Genomic DNA, 21,289 nt, shown 5'->3' on the forward strand with positions numbered 1-21,289 from the left:
GTGCTCATGCCTTGTCTCCCTTGCCGTCGGGCTTCTTCGAGGACTTGAACATGTCGAGCATGCGTTCGGTGACGACATAGCCGCCGGCCGCATTGCCGGCACCCAGCAGGACGGCGACGAAGCCCACCGCCTTCTCCAGCGTGGTGTCGGCGTGGCCGAGCACGACCATGGCGCCGATCAGCACGATGCCGTGGATGAAGTTGCTGCCCGACATCAGCGGGGTGTGCAGGATCACCGGCACGCGCGAAATGATCACATGGCCGGCAATCGCCGCCAGCATGAAGATGTACAGCGCCACAAAACCATCCACGTTCGCCATCCTGTTTCGAAGGGGTCTATGGGCATCATAACCGGCGGATGAATACGGCGGGTGGCTGTCAACCGCCGCACCGCGGAGGCGTTTCCTGTCCCGCCGGCCGGCACGCGAACCCGCCTCCCATCCCCGAAGGACAGCCCATGAAATCCCTGATCGTCTCCTGCCTGCTTCTGGCCTCGCTGGCCGCCGGTACCGCCCTGGCCGCCGACCGCGGCGACCGCGTCGAACGCCGCTTCGATCGTCAGGGCGACCAGATCGACCGCCGCCTCGACCGCCGGGGCGACCGCATCGACGAACGTCTGGACCGCCGCGCCGAGATCGCCGAGAACCACGGCCACGAGCGCCGCGCGACCTACTTCGACGACCGCGGCGACCGCATCGAGAACCGTCTCGACCGCAAGGGCGACCATGCCGACAACCGCCTGGACCGCCGCGGCGAGCGCTTCGACCGCCGCTGGGACCGCCGTCATTGAGCCTGCGGACGGATCGATGCCCCCATGGCGGACGGCAGCGCCCACGATGAGCGTTCCCCCTCTATGCTTTCCCGCGTGAGCCCGGATTCCGGACAACGCGTTCCCTCGGCCGTCTCCACCCCGGTGGCGGCCGAGGGCCTTTCTTTCGATGCCTTCCTCGAAGGCATCGCGACGCGTGCGTTCCGCTTCGCCGAACTGGGGCTGCGCCATCGCGAAGACGCGCTGGACGCGGTGCAGGACGCGATGATCCGGATGATGCGCTATCGCGAACGCCCCGCCGCGGAATGGACGCCGCTGTTCTGGAGCATCCTGCGCAGCCGGATCGTGGACATGCAGCGGCGCGGCCTGTTCCGGATGCGCTGGCTGGTGCCGGCGCGCAGCGGACGCGACGACGACGACGGGATCGACTGGGCCGACCAGGCCGCGGACACCGGCCCCGATCCGTCGGGCGCGCACGATCACCGCGAGGCATACGACACCCTGGCCTCGGCCCTGCGCGCGCTGCCCGCGCGCCAGCGCGAGGCCTTCACCCTGCGGGTGCTGGAGGACTGCGATGTCGCCACCACCGCCCGCATCATGGGCTGCAGCGAAGGGTCGGTGAAAACCCACCTCTCCCGCGCCCGCGAGTCTTTGCAGAAGCAGTTGGAGGATTTCCGATGACCTCGGACCACTCGCCCCATTCCCACGACCGCGATCCGGCCCTGCCGTTCGAGGACGCCGCGCGCCGCGCGCACCGGGCCTCGCTCGATCGCCTGTCGCCGCGGGTCCGCGCGCAGTTGGCGCAGCGCCGTCGCGCCGCGCTGGCCGGGCCGCGCGATACCGGCATCAAGGCCTGGCCGATGCTGGCGCTGGGCAGCACGGCAGCCCTGGCGCTGGCCGTGGGCCTGTTCGTGCTGCGCGGTGCGGACGATGCCGCCACCGTGGCGCCACCGGCGGTGGCCATCGCACCCGACACCGTGCCGACCACACCGCCGCAGGTCGCGCCCGAACAGGTGGCCGGGCAGCTGTCCGGGCAGGCACCCGAAGTCGCGACCAACGACACCCTCGCACCGGTCGTCGAGAACGAGCGCGTCGAGGTCGACGCCCTGCCCGATGAATGGCTGGCGGCGGAGTTCGCGGCCGGCGATCAGGCGGTGGGCCTCGATTCGCTCGAAGAGAATCCCGATTTCTACCTCTGGCTGGCCGCGAACGAAGGCCAGGCCGATGTCACGGAGGCGCTATGAGCCGCTCGTCTCTGCAGCACTTGCTGTTGTGCGCGGCGCTCGCCTGCAGCGGCATCGCCGCTGCGCAGAACCGTCCGCCTCCGCCGCCTGCCGGCGCGCCCGCACGCAGCGCGGCCGCGCTGCCGGAATGGGACAAACTCACGCCGGCGCAGCGCGAGGCCATGATCGCGATGGTGCGCGAACGCTGGAACAGCAAACCGGGCGAACGCGCGCGGATGCTGCAGCACGCCCAGCGCTGGCGGCAGATGACGCCCGAACAACGGCGCGACGCGCAGCACGGCCAGCGCCGCTGGGAACAGATGTCGCCGGAAGAACGTACGCGCGCCCGCGCGGCCTACGAGCAGAGTCGTGGGCAGGCGAAGGAACAGCGCGCGACCGCGCGTGAGCAGTTGGAATCGATGCCGCCGGAACAGCGCGGACCGCTGCGCGAACATCTGCGGACGATGACGCCCGAACAGCGCGATGCGCTGCATCGGCAATGGAATGCGATGACGCCCGAACAGCGCCGCGAATGGCTGCGCACGCATCGTCGGCGGAATGGGACGACGCCGTGAACGCGCTCGGCCGCAAACATCCGTGGCCGTCGTTCGCGTTCCTGCTGGTGCTGGCCGTCGGCGCGCTGCTGCGCGACCCAGCGCCGGCCGCCGCGCAGACGACCGATGCCGCGGCGATGCGCGACATCGCGTACGGCCCGCATCCGCGGCAGCGCTTCGATGTCTATCTGCCGGCCCGGCCCAAGGGTGCGCCGACGATCGTCTACGTGCATGGCGGCGGCTGGCAGCGCGGCGACAAGGCGATGCGCGGTTTGATCGAAGCGAAGCAGCGGCGCTGGACCGCGGCCGGCGCGATCGTGATTTCGACGAATTACCGGCTCGTGCCCGATGCCGATCCGGTGGAACAGGCACGCGACGTGGCGCGGGCCGTCGGCAAGGCACAGGCGCTCGTCGCCGACCTCGGCGGCGACCCGGACGGTTTCGTGCTGATGGGCCATTCCGCTGGCGGGCATCTGGTCGCGCTGCTCGCGGCGTCGCCGGCGATGGCGCGCGAATTCGACGTGAAACCCTGGCGCGCGAGCGTGCTGCTGGACGCGGGCGCGATCGACGTGGTGTCGCGGCTCGACGGCGGTGCGCCGGCGCTGTTCGACAACGCCTTCGGCAGCGACCCGGCGTTCTGGCGCGCGGCGTCGCCGCTGCATCAACTGCAGGCGAAGACCGCGCCGATCCTGGCGGTCTGCGCCAGCCTTCGGCGCGATTCCTGCGACGACAACCGCGGCTTCGTCGACAAGGCCCGCGGCCTCGGCGGTCGCGCCGAACTGCTGCCCAAGCCGCTGTCGCACATGCAGATCAACCGCGACCTCGGCGAAGACAACGCCTATACCCGCGAAGTCGAAGCCTTCCTGCGCAGCGTGGGCGTGCCGCTGCGGCATTGAACGCGGGTCAGCGACAGGATGCGCCTTCCATGGTCAGCACCGCGGCGTATTGCGCCAGCGGTGCGATCCTGCCGGCCTCGGCCTGGCGCTTCGCGTCTTCGAGATAGATCCGCGGCCGGCCCTGGGCGTCGGCCGGCGGCGGCACGTTGTTCGCGGGTTTGCGCCAGACGTGGATCACCGCCTGTCGCGCGGGGCAGTCGGCGCTGGGAATGCGGATGAGATCGTTGAGGATCCAGCCGGCCGCGGCGGAGGGCTGCGCCTGGGCCGGATCGACCAGACGCGCCCGCGCCTGGCAGCGCTTCGAGGTGCGCGCGGCGCCGAACCGATAGGGCCGCGCCGGGTCGGCGACGAAGCCGCCCTGCAGATAGGCGCAGGTCTCGGGAATGATGCGGATGGTGTGAACGGTGCCGGTGGCCTGCGGCGGAAACGGCGCGCGCCGGATTTCCGGCGTCTGTGCCGTAGCCAGCGCCGGCGTCAGTGCCAGCACCAGAGCGAACGCGGTCGCATGGCGGGACGGAGCGAACGACATGTCGATGTCCTGCGGGTTGCGGGACCCGGACACTGCCCGAATGCGGGTGAACTTGGGCTGGATCAAATTCTGCGGACCCGAATCCGTGCATGCTGCGGCGCACCATCCACCGCGGACATCCATTCGCATCCGTATCCGCATGCATGCCGGTTCCAACCCGGGCGGCCGCTATGCCATAGTCGGGCGGTTGTCCGTGGCCATGGATGCATCGGCACGGCATCGTTCCGGTCGCGGATCGCGATCCGCGCCTGTTGTCACAACTTCAAGACTCTGGGGAGGGTTTCATGCTCGAGCAACACGCTTTGTGGATCGCACTGGCCGCAGCGGCCATCGCGATTCTCTACGGCATCGTGTCCGCGCGCTGGATCATGGCGCAACCTGCCGGCAACGAACGCATGCAGACGATCGCGGCGGCCATCCAGGAAGGCGCCGGTGCGTATCTGCGCCGGCAATACACCACGATCGCCATCGTCGGCGCCGTGTTGTTCGTCGTCATCGGGCTGGTGCCCGGACTGGGTTGGTCCACGGCGATCGGTTTCGCCATCGGCGCGGTGCTGTCCGGCGTCGCCGGCTTCATCGGCATGTTCGTCTCCGTGCGCGCCAACGTGCGGACCACGCAGGCGGCGACGAAAGGCCTCAACGACGCGCTGGCGGTGAGTTTCCGCGGCGGCGCGATCACCGGCATGCTGGTGGTCGGTCTGGGTCTGCTCGGCGTGGCCGGCTACTTCGCGATCGTCGGCGGCTTCGTCAACGATGAAGCGGCGATCAAGGCCGCACTGCAGCCGATGATCGGCCTGGCGTTCGGCTCGTCGCTGATCTCGATCTTCGCGCGCCTCGGCGGCGGCATCTTCACCAAGGGCGCCGACGTCGGCGCCGATCTGGTGGGCAAGGTCGAGGCCGGCATCCCCGAGGACGACCCGCGCAACCCGGCGGTGATCGCGGACAACGTCGGCGACAACGTCGGCGACTGCGCCGGCATGGCCGCCGACCTGTTCGAAACCTATGCGGTGACCATCGTCGCCTCGATGCTGATCGCCGGCATCTCGTTCGCCACCTACGGCTATGGCGGCGTGATGTATCCGATGGTGCTCGGCGCGGTGTCGATCGTCGCGTCCATCGTCGGCACCTTCTTCGTGAAGGTCGGCAGCGACGGCAAGATCATGAAGGCGCTGTACAAGGGCCTGATCGTCGCCGGCGTGCTGTCCGCGATCGGTTTCTGGTTCGTCACCGACGCGATGATCCAGACCAACGCCCGCGAGGTCTTCTACTGCGCGTTGATCGGCCTGGCGCTGACCGCGGCGATGGTGGTGATCACCGAGTACTACACCGCGACCGAATACGCGCCGGTGCAGCAGGTGGCGAAGGCCTCCGAAACCGGCCACGGCACCAATGTCATCGCCGGTCTCGCGGTGTCGATGAAGTCGACCGCCGCCCCGGTGCTCGCGGTGGCCGCGGCCATCTACGGTTGCTACGAACTCGCCGGGCTGTTCGGCATCGCGGTCGCCGCGGTGTCGATGCTGTCGATGGCGGGCGTGATCGTCGCGCTCGACGCCTACGGCCCGATCACCGACAACGCCGGCGGCATCGCCGAGATGAGCGAGCTCGGCCCGGAGATCCGCAAGACCACAGACGCCCTCGACGCCGTGGGCAACACCACCAAGGCCGTCACCAAGGGCTACGCCATCGGTTCGGCCGGCCTGGCCGCGCTGGTGCTGTTCGCCGATTACGCGCACAAGCTCGACGACAAGTTCGGCGTCAACGCGGTGGACTTCTCGATCGATCGTCCCGACGTGCTGATCGGCCTGCTGATCGGCGGCATGATCCCGTTCCTGTTCGGCGCCTACGCCATGCAGGCCGTGGGCCGCGCCGCCGGCGCGGTGGTGGAGGAAGTCCGCCGCCAGTTCCGCGAGATCAAGGGGATCATGGAAGGCACCGGCAAGCCGGAATACGACAAGGCCGTTGACCTGCTGACCCGCGCCGCGATCAAGGAAATGATCCTGCCGTCGCTGCTGCCGCTGATCATCCCGATCCTGGTCGGCCTGTTCCTCGGCCCGGCCGCGCTCGGCGGCCTGCTGATGGGCACGATCGTCACCGGCCTGTTCGTCGCCATCTCGATGTGCACCGGCGGCGGCGCCTGGGACAACGCCAAGAAGTACATTGAGGAAGGCCACCACGGCGGCAAGGGCAGCGAGGCCCACAAGGCCGCGGTGACCGGCGACACCGTCGGCGATCCCTACAAGGACACCGCCGGCCCGGCGATCAACCCGCTGATCAAGATCATCAACATCGTCGCCCTGCTGCTGGTGCCGATGCTGCCGATGAACAAGGCCGACGGCGGCATGCCGGCCGGTCACGACGCGGCCGTCGCCCAGGCCACTGCCGCCGCCGAAGCCGCTGCGGCGGAAGCGGCCGCCGCGGCCGCGGCAACCACGGGCATGGCCCAGACCGCCGCGGACGTGCAGGCCGCCGCGGCCGGCACGGATGCGCCGGATGGTTTCGCCAAGCTGTATTTCCCCACCGGCTCGACCGCGGTGCCGGCCGATGCCGCCCAGACCCTGGAGAAGGTGGTCGCGACGCTGAAGGCCAACCCGCAGGCCCGCGCGGTGATCTCGGGCTTCCACGACGCCAGCGGCGATCCGGCGAAGAACGCCGACATCGCGCGCAAGCGCGCCCAGGCGGTGCAGGAAGCGCTGTACGCCGCAGGCGTGGGCGAAGGCATGATCGATCTGGAGAAGCCGGCCCTGACCACCGGCGACGGCAACCCCGACGAGGCCCGCCGGGTGGAAGTGCGGGTGAAGATGCCGTAAGCGGGATCCACGGCGCGTCACCCCGAACGGCGGCCTCCGGGCCGCCGTTCGCACGTCTGCCGGCGGCACTTCGGCCCGGGCATCGCCCCTGACATCGGCTCGCCCCGGCGCGGATCGCCGCCGCGGATGCTGCGACGCAGCAGGCGGCGGCGTAGAATGCGCGCCTCCCCGCATCGTATGGAACCCGCCATGGGCCTGGACCTCGTCCCCACCGGCAAGAATCCGCCGGAAGAAATCAACGTCATCATCGAAATCCCGAAGGACGCGGAGCCGGTCAAGTACGAAGTGGACAAGGCCACCGGCGCGATCTTCGTCGACCGCATCCTGTCCACGCCCATGCGTTACCCCTGCAACTACGGTTATGTCCCGCACACGCTCTGCGGCGACGGCGATCCTGCCGACGTGCTGGTGATCCTGCCGCTGCCGCTGGTGCCGGGCTCGGTGATCCGCGTGCGCCCGGTCGGCGTGCTGCGCATGAAGGACGAAGCCGGCAGCGACGAGAAACTGCTGGCGGTGCCGGTGGACAAGGTGTTCTCCGGTTACAGCCACATCGCCGACATCGGCCAGGTCAGCCCGCACTGGCTGGAGCGCATCGGCCACTTCTTCGAGCACTACAAGGATCTGGAGAAGGGCAAGTGGGTGAAGCTCGACGGCTGGGGCGACGCCGACGAAGCCAAGCGCATCATCCTGGAGTCGATCGAGCGCTACAACGAGACTCCGGAAGGCGAGAAGCCGAAGTTCTGAGTCCGCAGCGACCCGGATGCTTCCACCGAAAAGCCCGCGCCCGCGCGGGCTTTTCGGTTGCGGACCGCGCGCGGCCGCCCGCGGCTTGACAGACCCCGTGCGCTCCGCGGATACAGAAGGCCGAGCCCCCCGCCCCCGCCGGAGAACCGATGTTCCGTCTCGAAGAATTCCAGACCGCCGCCGAACTGGAGGCCATGGAGGCCACGATCCGCCGCGCCTGCGACGCCGCCGTGCGCGACCCGTTCGCGCAGTTCCTGTTCATCGACCGCTACACCCGCTGGAACGGGTATGCCGGCGCGCTGGTCGCGAAGCTTTCCGGCAACCTCGGCGAATCGCAGGACCTGTTCCTCGATCCCAACGAACCCGATCGCGCGCAGGCCGTGCGCGGCATGGATGTCGCCGGGCACGTGCTGGACGCCACCGTCGACGAACACCTCGACAAGGGCCATCGCGTCCCGCATCGCACCCTCGCCCAGGCCATGCGCAAGGCCGCGGCCGATTACGCCGGGCTGACCTTGTCGGAACGCAACGCGCTTTCGGAACCACCCGCGTGGCTGCGCGACGTGGTCGCGCGCACCTTCACCTGCTACGGCAGCGTCGCGCACGACGCCGAAGCCCTGATCCGCTCGATCGGCACGCATATCGCGTCGGAATCGATGGCCGACCGCGAGTACGCGATCATCGACCGCGTGTTCCGCGCCGAACGCCACGAGGAAGGCTTCTACCAGTACCTGCGCGAACGCGACTACCGCGTCGAGCTCGGCGGCAAACTGGTGCATGCGTATGCATGGATCACGATCCACGCCACCTTCGAATCGCAGGGCGTCGAGGCCGAACACCTCGCCGAAGCGATGAAGGCGCTGGAACTCGCGGCGCGCTATCGCCCGGAACCGCGCGAACGCATCCTCGAACTCGCCCGCGAGGGCTACCGCAGCTTCGCCGACCTGCAGCGCGATTTCTTCGTCAACGCGGCGCTGGAATGCGATGCGGCCGCGGACAGGAGACAGCGGGCGGCGTGAATGCGGCGCGGGTCTCGCGACGCCTGATCGCGCGCCGCGCGATCAGGCGTACTCGCCCGCCGGTTTCGCCGCCGCGCGGGCATCGGCGGAGGCCACCGCGGTGCGCGCCAGCATCACCGTCATCACCTGCAGCCAGGGCATCTCGTTGCGCAGCATCACGCCCTGCGCGAGCGGGCGCACGCTCAGGGCATAGGCATCGAGCGCGGCGCGGAAACTGGCGCGGCCTTCGGCGGCGTCGCCGTACTGCGCCCACAGGCCTTTCCACTGCCGCATCAGCCGCGCGGTGTGCTGCTGCAACTGCGGCAGTTGCGGATGCGGCAGGCATTCGCCGAGCAGGAACGACAGGTGTTGGCCGAGTTCCCACGGGCTCATCACCGCCGGCAGGTTCACCGCTTCGCAGGCGAAATCGGCCGGCGCCGCGGGATCTGGCACCACGCGACGCGGCTGCCAGCCGGGGATGTCCGCATCGTGCGGGCGGCCGTGGCCGACCAGATCCCAGAACGCGCCGCCGCCGACGGTGTCGCAGACCAGATGGATGCGCGACTGCACGGCGTCGTTGAGCACGCGATGCTGGCGCCAGGTATCGAAGATCCAGCATTCGCCGGCGGCCATGTGGATGGTGTGGCCGTCGCATTCGAACGCGACCGTCGGCTGGGTCACCAGCGGCACGTGCACGCGCACGCGTTCGACCCAGTAATAGCCCTGATCGGCGTGGCGCGCGACCTCGGCCTGCCCGGCCAGACGCATCAGCCGGGTGCGACCGATGGTGGCACCGAAGCTGGCGAGCGTCTGCCGCAGATACGGGCAGCGCTGCAGGTGCGCGGTGGGCCGCATGCGTCCGGCGAAGGCTTCGTTGTCCGGGTCGCCGTCCACCGCAAGCAGCGGCAGCATCGAATTGCCGGCGAAGCCCTGCGGATGCGGCTTCCACACCGACTCGCCCAGCGCCTCGATTTCCTGTGCGAGTACGGCCGCGTCGAACAGTAGCGGCAACTGGATGAAAGGTACCTGGAGTTTCAAGGCCGCGGCCCCGGATTGCTGGCGATGGCGGGCATTTTAGGCAGATTCCGCGCGCCTGCCGCTTGCGCCCGATCAAACCCGGGCCGGCGGCCCGACGGGACGCCCGGACACGACACGGCCCCGGGGAGACCGGGGCCATAGCGCCCATGAAACGGTCCGATCGATGATCGAAGCCCCTGTGGGAGCGACGGAAGTCGCGACGGATTGCAGAGATTCCTTCCGCAGCCTGTCGCGACTTCCGTCGCTCCCACAGTGGATCCCTGATTCGATGCAGGCGGACTGTCGTCCGTCTGCATCGACAAGAGAGACCCCTCGCCGAGATCCCGAACCCGGCGCTCAGAACTTCTGGTTGTACTGCAGATAAAAGAATCCACCGCCCGGCAGGTCGTAGGCGCCGTCGAACGAATGCGCGAACGAATTGCGGGTGATCGGCGGTTCCTTGCCGAACAGATTGCGCGCGCCGAGGCTGATCTTGCCGTTCCACGGCGTTTTCCAGCCGACCTGCACGTCGTGATAGAACCGCGCGCCGATGCGGTTCTCGAAGCGCAGCGGGTTGCCGTTCGCGTCGAGCACATCGTTGTCGCACAGTTCGGTGGGCGTGATGCCGTACTCGAAGTAGTTCGGGCCGAACGGGCAGCCCTCGTCCATCGCCGAGTAGTAGCGCACCGCCCAGGTCGCGTCCCAGTCGCCCTTGCGCCACGAGGTGGTGAGGTTCGAACGCAGGCGCCAGGCCGGCGCGCCGTTGTACTGGCCGACCACGCCGAACAGGGTGTTGTCGGTCGAGTAGGTGCTGTCCCACTGGAACGAGAACTTGCCCCATGCGGTCTCCGGCATGGCGTAGGTGACCTGGAAGTCGTAGCCCTCGACTTCGCCCTGCGCCAGATTGAACTGGCTCTGGCGCACGTCGATGATGTTGCCGACGTTGTCGCGGGTGACGAACGAACAGAACAGCGCGCGCTGGGCCGGGTCCGGCGCGGCGCCGACGCTGCCCGGCGCGCCGTAGCAGGCGGTGAGGATGGCTTGGGTGCCGCGGAAGGTGATCACGTCCTCGAGCGTGATGTTGTACCAGTCGAGGGTGAAGTTCAGGCCCGGCGCCCAACTCGGGCTGTAGACCACGCCGAAACTCTTGGTCTCGCCGAATTCCGGCTGCAGGTCCGGGTTGCCGCCCTGCAGCGAGCGGATCTGCCCGTTCGGCTGGGCCACGCCGGCGCCGGGCACGCCGTCCGCGACGCAGCGCGCGGCATCGGTGGTGGCGAGGGCGATGTTCGCGGTGTTGCAGGGATCGATCGCGGCCGGGAAGCTTTCGGCGCCGCCGAGATACAGGTCGAGCACGTCGGGCGCGCGGAAGGATTCGGAGAAGGTGCCGCGGAACATCAGGTCGTCCATCACCTGCCATTTGACGCCGATCTTCTTCGAGGTGTCGCCGCCGATGTCGGGATCGACCGAGGTGCCGCCGAAGAAACCGCTGGAGTCGTAGTCCGACTTGCGCGCCGCGAGATTCACTTCCAGCAGCTTGGCGAACGGCAGGTCGGCCAGCAGCGGAATGTTCAGTTCGGCGTAGATTTCGTCGACGTTGACCTTGCCGTTGGTCGGCTCGGTGAAGTTGGACGAGGAACCGCCGCCGGCCACCAGCGCATCGGGCTGGTTGTTGAAGGCGGTGCGACGATGTTCGAGACCGACCGCGAAGCCCAGCGGACCGGCCGGCAGGTCGACGATCGAGCCCGACAGGTTGGCGAAGTAGTCCTTCGTCGTCATCTGCTGCAGCGCGTTCTGCGTGTAGCTGATGTAGTCGACCATCGCCTCGTATTCTTCGCGCGTGATCACGCCCGCGCCGAGGCCGAGATCGGGACCGCCGAAGACGTTGAACGGCACGCAGCCGGCGATCACCGCGCCGGAACCGTCGAGGCATTCCAGCGCGCCGGTGACCGGGTTGCGGCGGGAGTCGCCGACCGCGCGGCGCAGGTTGAACAGGTTGATGAAATTCTCGCCACGCTGGGCGATGCGCGAATCCAGATAGGAATAGCCGACATCCCAGTACAGATCGCGACCGGCCAGATCGAAGGCGCCGTCGAACGACAGCGTCACCGCGAGGTTGTCGTTGTCGAAATAGGGTTTGCGCGGGCCGACCGCGAGCGCGCGGAAATTGGCCTGGCGCAGATCCTGCCCGAACGGGTTGAAGACGTTGCCGGCGGTCGGCGCGAACGCCCACTGCGGGCCGGCGAGACCGCGCACGTCCATGGTCAGCGGCACTTCGGCCAACTGCTGGTCCGAACTGCGCTGGACGTAGGTCGCCATCGCGTTGAAGTTGATGCGGTCGGTCAGGCGCAGGCTGGCCTGGCCGTAGACGTTGAAGCGTTCGATCGGCTGCAGCAGATAGTTCACCGGCGCGAAGTTGTAGCGGTCGGAGCTGCCTGAGCCGTCGACGGTGTAGTTGATGAAGGCGCGGAAATCGGTGGCCTGGCGGCCGTCTTCGCCCGGCGTGAGCGTGTACGGGCCGCCGGCCACCGGCGTGCAGGTCTGGAAACCGGACGCGGTGGGCGTGAGCGCGCCGGCGCAGCGGGTGAAATTGCCGCGCAGGCTGGTGCCCGAACCGAACAGGCCGCCCGAGGCCAGATCGCCGCCGCCGTACACCGGCACCGACGAGATTTCGCGGTCGCCGGCATACACCGGCTCCTGGTCCTGGTAGGCGATGCTGAACACCGCGTTCCAGCGATCGCTGCCCGCGCCGACGGTGAAATCGTAGGACTGCTGGAAGCCGTCGCCCTTGCTGTAGCCGCCGAGATAGACGTTGGCTTCGGCGCCTTCGAAATTCTTGCGGGTGATCACGTTGATCACGCCGGCGATAGCGTCGGAACCGTAGATCGCCGACGCGCCGTCCTTCAGCACTTCGATGCGCTCGACCACCGAGATCGGGATGGAGTTGAGATCGACCACCGCGGCGTTGGTGATGCCGGCGGTGATCCAGCGGCGGCCGTTGACCAGGATCAGCGTGCGGTTGGCGCCGAGACCGCGCAGCGAGATGTTCTGGGTGCCGTCGCTGCCGTTGGTGCCGGTAGTGACGTTGCGCAGCGCACCGCCGTCGCTGGCGGCGATGTTGAACAGGATGTCGCCGACCGACGTGAGGCCGGTGGCCTCGATCGCTGCGCGATCGATGGTCAGCACCGGCGAGGTGCTTTCCACTTCGGCGGCGCGCGGAATGCGCGAACCGGTGACGACGACGGTGTCGAGTTCGTCCTGCGTTTCGGCGTCCTGGGCCTGCGCGACGGCAGGCATCAGCGCGCCCGAAGCGAGCGCGGCCGCGATGGCGAACGGCAGCGCGGCCGGCGCGATGGCGTGCGGATGGGATGGGGTCATCGTCGTCTCCATGAAAAATGAGCGTGAGAAATGAGCGTAAAAATCGGCGTGAGAAGTTGTTGCAGGAATGTGCGGATGCCTTCGAAGCGGACGCACGGCGATGCGCGAATGCATCGCTGCGTCTCGCGGCATCGCGTTAGCGCGGCGTTAAAGCTCGGACCACATTACGTTTCGCGCCGATGCGCCGCTTTGCGCCGCGGGTTTCGTGCCTGTGCCGACCTTGGCATCACGCCGCGACGCTTCGCGCCAGGCGGTGGCGGTGGTGCGATAGCGCGCACGGAACGCGCGCGCGAAGCTGCAGCTGTTGTCGAAACCGCAGCACGCGCCGATCTCGCTGATCGCATCGTCGGTGGCGGCGAGCAGTTCGCAGGCGTGCTCCAGACGCAGGCGGACCGACGCGGCCTGCGGACTCTCGTCGTAGATCTCGTGGAAGGTCTTCGACAGATACCAGCTGGAGAAACTGGTCAGCTCGGCGAGTTCGCCGAGGCGCACTACGCGGTCGCGATGCCCGTCCAGGAACAACCGCGCGCGCTGCAGGCGTCCGAACACCTGGCGCTTGCGCCGCACCGAACGCCCCGGACAACGCGAGATGCCGCGATCCAGATCGCGCTGCAGCGCGCACAGGTGCAGCAGCATCGCGCCGAGCGCGCGCGAAGCCGCATCCTGGCCGCCCGGCCGGCCGGCGCCGGCGTCGCGACCGTTGCGCCACAGGCGGATGGCAATGCGCAGATCGCGACGACTCATGACGCCGCGCCCCGGCAAGAGGTCGGCGCGCCGGGCGCCGCCTGGATCGGCGGGCAACAGCAGACCGAGGGTCGCGCCATGCCGTGCGGCCACCAGCTCCGGGGCCGAATCGCGATCCAGCGCCAGCCACTCTCCCGGGTTGAGGACGAAACTGCCCTCCCGCGCCTGCACCCGGGTACGTCCGCGCAGTTGGAACCAGACCGAGAAACCACCCCCGGCGCGGACGCTGCCCATGCGCGCGACCGCGAGCCAGCGGACGGCGCTCAGATGGGGGCCGTGTTCGAGATCCACCGTGCCGCCACGATCCGCCAGCGCGTGGTGGCGGACCATGGACGGGGGAATGCGTGGGGTCGCTGTCGCGTGTTCGAGTTGCATGTCTGCGCTCCGTGCCGAGTGTGGTCTCCGGTGTGACCGGATCGCGGCGGAGCAGCAGGAAATTCCGTGGAGATTTCGCCTAAATCAACGCGAATCCGTTCCGAAATCGTTCCGAAACCTTACGGATCAACGACTTGCGACCGGGCGGACGATCGATGCCGGACCGCCGCCGACGCTCGGGATCGGCGCGACGCCGATGTCGGTCTGCATGTCCTGGATCACCGACACGTAGACCGCACCTGCGGCGGCGGCGTAGGTCACGCCTTCGAGCCACCATCCCTCGCTGCCGAGACAGCGGCCGCTCTGCTGCGCGTCCTTGTCCGCGGCATCGACGGCGACCCGTCGCCAGTACAGGGCGCAGCCGCGCGCATCCATCACCCGCACCCCGTCCGAGGTGCTCACCAGCATGCGGTTGCGGCGCTGGTTGATCACCCGGTCGACGGCGCGGACATGGCGCAGGTCGAGGTCGGCGCCGAGCAGTTCCGGGGTGGCCGTGCGGGCCAGCACGATCCGGCGATGGCGCGGATCGACCACCGCCACCGCCACGTCGGACACCTGTGCGAGCGCCCGCCACGGGCGCGCGCTGCGGTCGTAGAGCGTGACCCCGAGCCGGCCGCCGCCGCGGTCGGCGACCACCAGCAGGCGGTTCGGGTCCGGGTGATAGGCGACATGCACGGGATCGCGATCGGGCACCGCCAGCCGGGTCATGCGGCCGCGTGCGGGCTCGATCTCGTAGACGCCCGCGGTACCGCCCGGCGCGCGGCCGATGGCGAGCGCGCGCTGCGACTCCGGATGCCACATCACCGGATGCCGCGGCATCGGGATGAAGTCCGCGAACGAGCGCAGGGTGTCCGGACGGCTCGCGTCCTGCCACCACAGGCGCATGTCGCCGGTGCGATCGGACACGAACAGCACCTGGCGGCCGTCGGGCGCGACCGAGGGCAGGATGTTGGAGCCGGTGCTCTCGAACACCACCTCCGACCTGCCCAGCGCCGCTTCGCCATCGTCGATCGCGAGCCGACGCGCGATCGAGCGCATGTTCTCGACCTCGAACGCGACCGTGCCGTCGCCGGCGGAAACCGAGGGGAACATGAAACTGCTTTCGCCGCCCGGGTGGTCGACGATGCGGCCGCTGTCCAGATCCAGCGTCGACAGCACCACCTTGCCGTCGCGATAGCGCGTGAACAGCAGGCCGCGGCTGTCCGGCGTCCACGCCAGACCGTAGATGTTGGTGCGCAGATCGGTCAGCCGCTGCGGCGTGCCGCCGCCGACCGGGATCCGCCACAGGTCGGCCAGCGAGACGTTGCGCTGGAACGCGATCCAGCGCCCGTCCGGCGACACCACGGGCGACAGGTCTTCGTCCGCGGGCGAGCGGGCGTAGGGAATCCGTTCCCAGCGGCCGACATCGAGCGCCATCCGGTACAGCGCCTTCTCGGCGCCGGTGCGGGTGCCATCGCCGGTGCGGCGCGCACCGACCAGCGCGCGGCCGTCCGGATACCACGCCAGCGGATGCGATTCGCCTCCGATGCAGTCGCCGATCTCGCGCGCGCTGCCGCCGGCGGCGGGAATCACCATCACCTGGCACCGGTCCGGGCCGCTGCGCACGAACGCGATCTCGCGGCCGTCGGGCGACCACGCCGGCATCAGGTCGTACTGTCCGGGCACCGCTTCGGTCAGCGCCCGCGGCGGGGTGGCGGTGGAGGTCTGCAGCATCAGGGTCGCGCTGGCGCCCTGCTTGCCGCTGCGGGTGTAGACGACCAGCGCGCCGTCGGGCGACAGGCTGGGCCGTTCCTCGGCGGCGGGCATCGAGGCGATGCGCTGGAATTCGAGGCGCTGCGCCGTGGTCGGCGCACCCGACGACGGTACTGCCAGGTCGTCGGTGCTGGCCTTCGGACGCAGTTCGAGCAGATAGCCGGCGGCGAACAGGCTCAGAACCACGCCGGCGGCGGCGGACGCCGGCACGACCCAGCGCCTGCGCGCGCGCGGCGCGGACAATTCCGCCGTCGCGGCGGCCGCCGGCGCGTCCGCGGGCGGCGCGTCCGGCGCCACCTGCCATTCGATCGACGCGATCAGGCGGTAGCCCTGCTTCGCCAGCGTCTCGATGTAACGCGGGCGCTCGCGGTCGTCGCCAAGCGCCTTGCGCAGCTGCGTGATCGCCTGGGTGATCACGTCGTCGGTGGGCAAGGTGTCCGGCCACACCCATTCCAGCAGCGCCTCGCGACTCACCGGCCGGCCCGCATGCGCCACCAGCACCAGCAGCACGCCGAGCGACTTCAGCGTCACCCGCACCGGCTCGCCGCCGTCCAGCGGCGCGATCTCGCGCAACGGAATGTCGACGACGCGGTCGCCGATCCGCAGACGATCGGACGGGCGCGGCTCAAGCAGGTTGGCGTGGGATTTCAGCATCGGCAAAGCCCGGAGTGGGACGCATGCGCGCCGGTCGTGGCGAAAGGCCGTCGCAGCAGACTGCACCCAACCCGCCCTTCGACACAGTGCCGCAGGTCACTGGACGACGGGTCAAGGAAGGACATCCAGGCCGCCAAACTCGGCACAGCGGCCGAGCGTCTCAGTTCGCGCGCGTGCGGCCGAGCATGCCGGCGAGCCGCGACACGATCAGCGCCATGTACATCACGCCGTTCCACTGTTCGACGATGACCAGGGTGCGCGCATGCGGCGACAACGGAATGATGTCGCTCAGGCCGGTGGCCGAGAAGTTGGTCGCGCTGAGGAACAGCAGTTCCACCCAGTCCAGCGGACGGACCTTGCCGCCCGGTGCCAGGAACGCATCGGGCTGCCACTGCTGGCAAAGCATGAACAGCCAGGCGTAGGCCTCGGCGAACAGCATGAAGGTCGCGCCGGCCGCCCACAGTTCGTCGCGGGTCGCGCGCTCGTCGCTCATCATGTACGAGATCAGCGACACCGCGGCATAGAAATACGCGGCGGCGTAACCGGCGGCCCCCAGCGCACCGAGCGCGACGCTGCCGGTGACGTTGTGGGCGATCCACGCGCCGACGCCGATCGCGGCGAGCACGCCCGCGATCCAGCCCGGTCGCGGCGAGCGGTGCACCATCCACACCGCGGCCGACAGCACGCCGACACTGATCGCGGTCGACACGATGTGGCCCGCGCGGCTGTCGCCGACGAAGGGATACAGCAGCAGCGCGAGCAGTTGCACCCACAGCAGCGTCCGCGAGGGATTCCGCATCCACCGCCGCATCGTCATGTTCATCCGCGCGCGCCTCCCGCACTGCGATGGCGCTCGACATCGAGCACCGCACGTCCCAATGCTGCCATGAACGGCAGGCCGATGCCGTCGTATTCGTAACGGTCGTCGTTGTAGATGCCGTCGGCGTTGACCCGGATGCTGGCGGCCAGCAGGCACTCCACGCCCGATGCGCGATCGACCATGCAGGCCACTTCGCTGAGCGAGCCGTAGGCCATGCCGCTCTTGCCGAACACGGTCACGCCGTCGGGATAGCGCGCACGGCCATCGCCGACAAGGAACCAGCGCGCATGGCCGTCCGGATGGTCGGTCTCGGGATAGACCGGATCGACGCTGTCGCGCGGACGCAGACTCAGGGCGCGCAGCAGACGCGCGCGCAGCGGATCGTCGATCCGCCAGCGCTGCGACGCCGGCACCGAGTCCGGGCGCAGGAACGCCTGCAGCATGCGCAGCGCGTCGGCCAGCGGCAGGAAGTTCGCATGCGAGAAATCGTGCGGCCCCGGGGTGATGCTGCCGTCGTCGTTGCGCCAGCCGTCGCCCAGCAACGCCGCGCCGAACGGAAACCGTCGCGCGATGGCCACGGCGGGCGGAAAACTCCGCAGCTGATCTCCGCGCGAAGACAGCAGCTGGCCGCCGCCGCTGCGCCGGTTCGCGTCGATGTCGGACGACCCCAGACGCGCGATCAGGCGCACATGCGGATAGCCCAACTCGGCCAGGCGCCGGTGCACCGCGTCGACGCCGAGCAGTGCGTACCAGCGGTTGAACGGCACGTTCTCGCTGACCGCGAAGGTGCGGGCCAACCCACGGGCGAACGATTCGTCCAGCGCTTCCTCGCCCCATTCGCCCGTGATCGGTGGCGCATGCAGGCGCAGCACGCTGTCCGCATCGCCGCCCGCGGCCTGCACCGCTTCGGCCATCAGCAGCGCCATCGGCAACTTGGCCACGCTGGCCGCGGGAAACCAGCGTCGCGGGGTCATGCCCCAATCGTGCGTGGACCAGCGCCGCGCGCCATCGGCATCGCGCTCGCCGCGCAGCCAGCGCACCTGGACCGCATGGACGGGATCGCTCGCGACCGCGGCCAGTGCCGGCGGCATCCGCGCGAAGACCTCGGACCAGATCGCATCGACCGGCGCGCCCGCCTGCGCCGATCGCGCGGCCATGGCCCCGCCCAGACTCAACGCACCGAGAGCCAGGAATTCGCGTCGATGCATGCAATGGACCTCGTCGTGGGATGGCGGTGGCGACGCCCGTCGCGCAGGAGGTCGTGCCGTAGTCGCGCCGGAATCTGCGGCGAACGATGCTGCATCGCAAAAAAGACCGTGCGGACTGCACGGCATGAATACGTATGCAACACCGCGTTCCGGCCCCGCGCGCCCACTCTCCCGGTGAATACGATTGTAGCGGGGTCGCTCCGGCGGCATGCGGCTCCTAAGCTTCGTGGGTTTACGAGACGGGGTCGTTCGCGACCGCCGTACCCCGGACCCGTGCAGGTCCCCTGCGGAGAGCGATACATGCATCAGATCGATTCCAGCGCGACGCGCGACGACACCCGGAGACCGGCGACGGCATCTGCCGCGACGGATCTTCTGCCGGCGTTCCGCGCCGCGTTGGCGACCGTCCGCGGCGATTCCGTCGCCGGATCCGATGCGGTCCCGGCCGCACGCGCCGCGCTGCGCGCCGCCGCCGACACCTGCCGCGATGCGCTGGCCGCACGCTGGGCCGCGACCCAGGCCGAGGACGCGCGTCGCGATCCGTCGCAGCGCCGCGTGCACTACCTGTCGATGGAATTCCTGATGGGCCGCGCCCTGCGCAACGCGCTCGCGGCGCTGAAACTGGAGCCGGAACTGCAGCGCGAACTGGCCGCGCACGGACTGTCGCTGGCCGACGTGCTCGAAGCCGAGCCCGACGCCGCGCTCGGCAACGGCGGCCTCGGCCGGCTCGCCGCCTGCTTCCTCGATTCGTTCGCCGAAACCGGGCTGGCGTCGTTCGGCTACGGCCTGCGCTACCGCTACGGCATGTTCGCGCAGGCGACCCAGGACGGCCGCCAGATCGAGCGCCCCGACGACTGGCTGCGCCACGGCGCGCTCTGGGACATCGAACGCCCGGACGTCGAATACATCGTCGGTTTCGGCGGCAGCGTCGGCTCCGACGGCATCGGCGGCCGCCGCTGGCAGCCTGCCGAACGCGTGGTCGCGCGCGCCTTCGATTTCGTGGTGCCCGCGCATCACGGCCAGCGCGTGTCCACATTGCGCCAATGGCAGGCCAGCGCCGAGGAACCGATCGACTTCGCGGCGTTCTGCCGCGGCGACCATGCCGGCGCCGCGCGCCATCAGGTCGCTGCAGACGCCCTGAACTGGGTGCTCTACCCCGACGACAGCACCGATGCCGGCCGCGAACTGCGCCTGAAACAGGAAGCGCTGCTGGTCAGCGCCTCGCTGCAGGATCTCATCGCCCGCCATCTCGGCGAAGGCCGTGCGCTGGAACAACTGGGCCACGGCAACGCGATCCATCTCAACGACACCCACCCCGCGCTGGCGCCGGCCGAACTCATGCGCCTGCTGGTGGACGAGCACAATCTCGCCTGGGACGACGCCTGGGCGATCACCCGCCGCGCGGTGTCGTACACCAACCACACGCTGATGCCCGAAGCGCTGGAAACCTGGCCGCTGCGGATGTTCGAAGCGCTGCTGCCGCGCCATCTCGAAATCATCTATCGCCTCAACCACGACTTCCTCAACAGCGTCCGCCAGCGTCATCCCGGCGCGGAAGCGCTGGTGCGCAGCGTTTCGCTGATCGACGAAACCCAGGGCCGGCGGGTGAAGATGGCCGCGCTGGCGGTGCTGGCCTCGCACCGGGTCAACGGCGTCGCCAAGCTGCATTCGGACCTGATGGTCGACACCATCTTCGCCGACTTCGCGAAGCTCTTTCCCGAGCGCTTCATCAACGTCACCAACGGCGTCACGCCGCGGCGCTGGCTGCAGCAGGCCAACCCCGGCCTGTCGGCGCTGCTCGACGACACCATCGGCAATGGCTGGCGCCGCGACCTCGGCGGGCTCGATGCATTGCGTGAACGCGCGGACGACGCCGCGCTCGGCGCGCGGCTGGCCGCGGTCAAGCGCACGAACAAACTGCGGCTCACCGCGCTGATCCGCGACGAACTCGGCATCGAGGTCGATCCGGATTCGCTGTTCGACGTACAGATCAAGCGCATCCACGAATACAAGCGGCAACTGCTGAACCTGCTGCACGTGGTCGCGCGCTACCAGGCGATGCTGGCGCAGCCCGACGGCCCCGATGGGCAAGGCTGGGTACCGCGCACCGTGATCCTCGCCGGCAAGGCCGCCTCGGCCTACCACACCGCCAAGCAGATCATCCGCCTCGCCCACGACATCGGCCGCACCGTCAACAGCGACCCGCGGCTCGGCGGCAAGCTCAAGGTGGTGTTCCTGCCGAACTACGGCGTGAGCCTCGCCGAAACCATCATTCCCGCCGCCGATCTGTCCGAACAGATCTCCACCGCCGGCACCGAAGCCTCGGGCACCGGCAACATGAAGTTCGCGATGAACGGCGCGCTGACCATCGGCACCTGGGACGGCGCCAACATCGAAATGGCGCAAGCCATGGGCGAAGAGAACATGTTCGTGTTCGGCCTGCGCACCGACGACATCGCGACACTGCGCGCGGTCGGTTACGACCCGCGCTGGATCGCCGGCCAGAACGCCGCGCTGCGCGGCGTGCTCGACGCCATCGGCAACGGCAGCTTCAGCCCTGGCGAACCGAAGCGCTACCGCGCGCTGGTCGACGGCCTGCTCGGCGCCGATCCCTACCTGCTGCTCGCGGACTTCGCCGACTACGTCGCCACCCAGGCGCGCGTCGACGCGCTGTATCGCGACCCCGCCGCATGGAACGCCCGCGCGCTGCGCAACATCGCCGGCATGGGCTTCTTCTCCACCGACCGCACCGTGCGCGAATACGCCGACAAGGTCTGGTCCGGCCACGCCCTGGCGCCGGAACCCGGACGGACGTCGGGCTGAGC

Annotated in this window: 16 protein-coding genes and 2 pseudogenes; 10 read left to right on the plus strand and 8 right to left on the minus strand. The window is 69.3% G+C overall.

All coding sequences use genetic code 11. The annotated features are described in order from the left end of the window. Positions 1–4: 4 nt before the first annotated feature. Positions 5–319: an NAD(P) transhydrogenase subunit alpha part 2 gene (locus ABD974_RS15945; RefSeq protein WP_425562717.1), complete on the minus strand. Its 315-nt coding sequence runs from the start codon at positions 317–319 to the stop codon at positions 5–7. A 137-nt stretch (positions 320–456) separates the two neighbouring features. Between ABD974_RS15945 and ABD974_RS15950 the strand changes: the two genes are divergently transcribed. The 5 genes from ABD974_RS15950 (at position 457) to ABD974_RS15970 (ending at position 3,441) form a co-directional block, all read left to right on the plus strand. Next, positions 457–789, plus strand: a complete 333-nt coding sequence (locus ABD974_RS15950) for a hypothetical protein (protein ID WP_345304325.1) — start codon at positions 457–459, stop codon at positions 787–789. 63 nt (positions 790–852) lie between these two features. Beyond that, positions 853–1,449 carry an RNA polymerase sigma factor gene (locus ABD974_RS15955; RefSeq protein WP_425562718.1) on the plus strand — a complete coding sequence of 199 codons (597 nt, stop codon included), beginning with the start codon at positions 853–855 and terminating at the stop codon, positions 1,447–1,449. Then, entirely contained in the window at positions 1,446–2,012 is a 567-nt protein-coding gene (locus ABD974_RS15960) for a hypothetical protein (RefSeq protein WP_345304326.1), read from the plus strand. The genes ABD974_RS15955 and ABD974_RS15960 overlap by 4 nt, the downstream gene beginning before the upstream one ends. Then, positions 2,009–2,566, plus strand: a complete 558-nt coding sequence (locus ABD974_RS15965) for a DUF3106 domain-containing protein (protein WP_345304327.1) — start codon at positions 2,009–2,011, stop codon at positions 2,564–2,566. Before ABD974_RS15960 ends, ABD974_RS15965 begins: the two co-directional genes overlap by 4 nt. Then, positions 2,524–3,441: an alpha/beta hydrolase gene (locus ABD974_RS15970; protein ID WP_345304328.1), complete on the plus strand. Its 918-nt coding sequence runs from the start codon at positions 2,524–2,526 to the stop codon at positions 3,439–3,441. Before ABD974_RS15965 ends, ABD974_RS15970 begins: the two co-directional genes overlap by 43 nt. 7 nt (positions 3,442–3,448) lie before the next feature. Here ABD974_RS15970 and ABD974_RS15975 read toward each other — a convergent pair whose 3' ends face one another. Further along, positions 3,449–3,970: a hypothetical protein gene (locus tag ABD974_RS15975; RefSeq protein ID WP_345304329.1), complete on the minus strand. Its 522-nt coding sequence runs from the start codon at positions 3,968–3,970 to the stop codon at positions 3,449–3,451. A 284-nt stretch (positions 3,971–4,254) separates the two neighbouring features. Between ABD974_RS15975 and ABD974_RS15980 the strand changes: the two are divergent. The 4 genes and pseudogenes from ABD974_RS15980 to ABD974_RS15995 form a co-directional block, all read left to right on the plus strand. Next, positions 4,255–6,285: pseudogene (locus ABD974_RS15980) on the plus strand (sodium-translocating pyrophosphatase); the annotation flags it as partial. Positions 6,286–6,405: 120 nt separating this feature from the next. After that, positions 6,406–6,777 carry an OmpA family protein gene (locus tag ABD974_RS15985; protein WP_345304455.1) on the plus strand — a complete coding sequence of 124 codons (372 nt, stop codon included), beginning with the start codon at positions 6,406–6,408 and terminating at the stop codon, positions 6,775–6,777. Positions 6,778–6,966: 189 nt separating this feature from the next. Further along, complete coding sequence (gene ppa / locus ABD974_RS15990; protein ID WP_345304330.1) at positions 6,967–7,521, plus strand: inorganic diphosphatase; 555 nt, start codon at positions 6,967–6,969, stop codon at positions 7,519–7,521. Between the two features lie 149 nt (positions 7,522–7,670). Then, a complete protein-coding gene (locus ABD974_RS15995) occupies positions 7,671–8,540 on the plus strand; it encodes a hypothetical protein (protein ID WP_345304331.1) in 870 nt (289 codons plus the stop codon). A 42-nt stretch (positions 8,541–8,582) separates the two neighbouring features. Here the strand turns inward: ABD974_RS15995 and ABD974_RS16000 are convergent, their stop codons facing one another. From ABD974_RS16000 to ABD974_RS16025, 6 genes and pseudogenes are all read right to left on the minus strand, one after another. Next, positions 8,583–9,557: an aspartyl/asparaginyl beta-hydroxylase domain-containing protein gene (locus ABD974_RS16000; RefSeq protein WP_345304332.1), complete on the minus strand. Its 975-nt coding sequence runs from the start codon at positions 9,555–9,557 to the stop codon at positions 8,583–8,585. 336 nt (positions 9,558–9,893) lie between these two features. Further along, on the minus strand, positions 9,894–12,911 hold the full coding sequence (locus ABD974_RS16005; protein WP_345304333.1) for a TonB-dependent receptor plug domain-containing protein: 3,018 nt from the start codon (positions 12,909–12,911) through the stop codon (positions 9,894–9,896). Between the two features lie 164 nt (positions 12,912–13,075). Next, a pseudogene (locus ABD974_RS16010) lies at positions 13,076–13,985 on the minus strand (helix-turn-helix domain-containing protein). 171 nt (positions 13,986–14,156) lie between these two features. Then, positions 14,157–16,436 (minus strand): winged helix-turn-helix domain-containing protein, encoded by a 2,280-nt coding sequence (locus tag ABD974_RS16015; protein WP_345304335.1) that lies wholly within the window; start codon positions 16,434–16,436, stop codon positions 14,157–14,159. A gap of 160 nt (positions 16,437–16,596) precedes the next feature. Continuing rightward, positions 16,597–17,235: an ion channel gene (locus tag ABD974_RS16020; RefSeq protein WP_345304336.1), complete on the minus strand. Its 639-nt coding sequence runs from the start codon at positions 17,233–17,235 to the stop codon at positions 16,597–16,599. A 20-nt stretch (positions 17,236–17,255) separates the two neighbouring features. Next, entirely contained in the window at positions 17,256–18,464 is a 1,209-nt protein-coding gene (locus ABD974_RS16025) for a serine hydrolase (protein ID WP_345304337.1), read from the minus strand. A 300-nt stretch (positions 18,465–18,764) separates the two neighbouring features. Here ABD974_RS16025 and ABD974_RS16030 point away from each other — a divergent pair, with 300 nt between their 5' ends. Beyond that, positions 18,765–21,287 carry a glycogen/starch/alpha-glucan phosphorylase gene (locus tag ABD974_RS16030; RefSeq protein WP_345304338.1) on the plus strand — a complete coding sequence of 841 codons (2,523 nt, stop codon included), beginning with the start codon at positions 18,765–18,767 and terminating at the stop codon, positions 21,285–21,287. Positions 21,288–21,289: the final 2 nt, after the last annotated feature.

It is taken from the genome of Lysobacter hankyongensis (genome assembly GCF_039543145.1).
GTDB lineage: Bacteria > Pseudomonadota > Gammaproteobacteria > Xanthomonadales > Xanthomonadaceae > Lysobacter_I > Lysobacter_I hankyongensis.

What these genes read in the sequence shown, in the direction of transcription:
- ABD974_RS15995 (WP_345304331.1), top strand. Translation starts at nt 7,671, where the DNA reads ATGTTCCGTCTCGAAGAATTCCAGACCGCCGCCGAACTGGAGGCCATG.
- ABD974_RS15975 (WP_345304329.1), bottom strand. Translation starts at nt 3,970, where the DNA reads ATGTCGTTCGCTCCGTCCCGCCATGCGACCGCGTTCGCTCTGGTGCTG.
- ABD974_RS15970 (WP_345304328.1), top strand. Translation starts at nt 2,524, where the DNA reads ATGGCTGCGCACGCATCGTCGGCGGAATGGGACGACGCCGTGAACGCG.
- ABD974_RS16030 (WP_345304338.1), top strand. Translation starts at nt 18,765, where the DNA reads ATGCATCAGATCGATTCCAGCGCGACGCGCGACGACACCCGGAGACCG.
- ABD974_RS16020 (WP_345304336.1), bottom strand. Translation starts at nt 17,235, where the DNA reads ATGCGGAATCCCTCGCGGACGCTGCTGTGGGTGCAACTGCTCGCGCTG.
- ppa (WP_345304330.1), top strand. Translation starts at nt 6,967, where the DNA reads ATGGGCCTGGACCTCGTCCCCACCGGCAAGAATCCGCCGGAAGAAATC.
- ABD974_RS16015 (WP_345304335.1), bottom strand. Translation starts at nt 16,436, where the DNA reads ATGCTGAAATCCCACGCCAACCTGCTTGAGCCGCGCCCGTCCGATCGT.
- ABD974_RS15985 (WP_345304455.1), top strand. Translation starts at nt 6,406, where the DNA reads ATGGCCCAGACCGCCGCGGACGTGCAGGCCGCCGCGGCCGGCACGGAT.
- ABD974_RS15960 (WP_345304326.1), top strand. Translation starts at nt 1,446, where the DNA reads ATGACCTCGGACCACTCGCCCCATTCCCACGACCGCGATCCGGCCCTG.
- ABD974_RS16025 (WP_345304337.1), bottom strand. Translation starts at nt 18,464, where the DNA reads ATGCATCGACGCGAATTCCTGGCTCTCGGTGCGTTGAGTCTGGGCGGG.
- ABD974_RS15955 (WP_425562718.1), top strand. Translation starts at nt 853, where the DNA reads ATGCTTTCCCGCGTGAGCCCGGATTCCGGACAACGCGTTCCCTCGGCC.
- ABD974_RS15950 (WP_345304325.1), top strand. Translation starts at nt 457, where the DNA reads ATGAAATCCCTGATCGTCTCCTGCCTGCTTCTGGCCTCGCTGGCCGCC.
- ABD974_RS15965 (WP_345304327.1), top strand. Translation starts at nt 2,009, where the DNA reads ATGAGCCGCTCGTCTCTGCAGCACTTGCTGTTGTGCGCGGCGCTCGCC.
- ABD974_RS16005 (WP_345304333.1), bottom strand. Translation starts at nt 12,911, where the DNA reads ATGACCCCATCCCATCCGCACGCCATCGCGCCGGCCGCGCTGCCGTTC.
- ABD974_RS15945 (WP_425562717.1), bottom strand. Translation starts at nt 319, where the DNA reads ATGGCGAACGTGGATGGTTTTGTGGCGCTGTACATCTTCATGCTGGCG.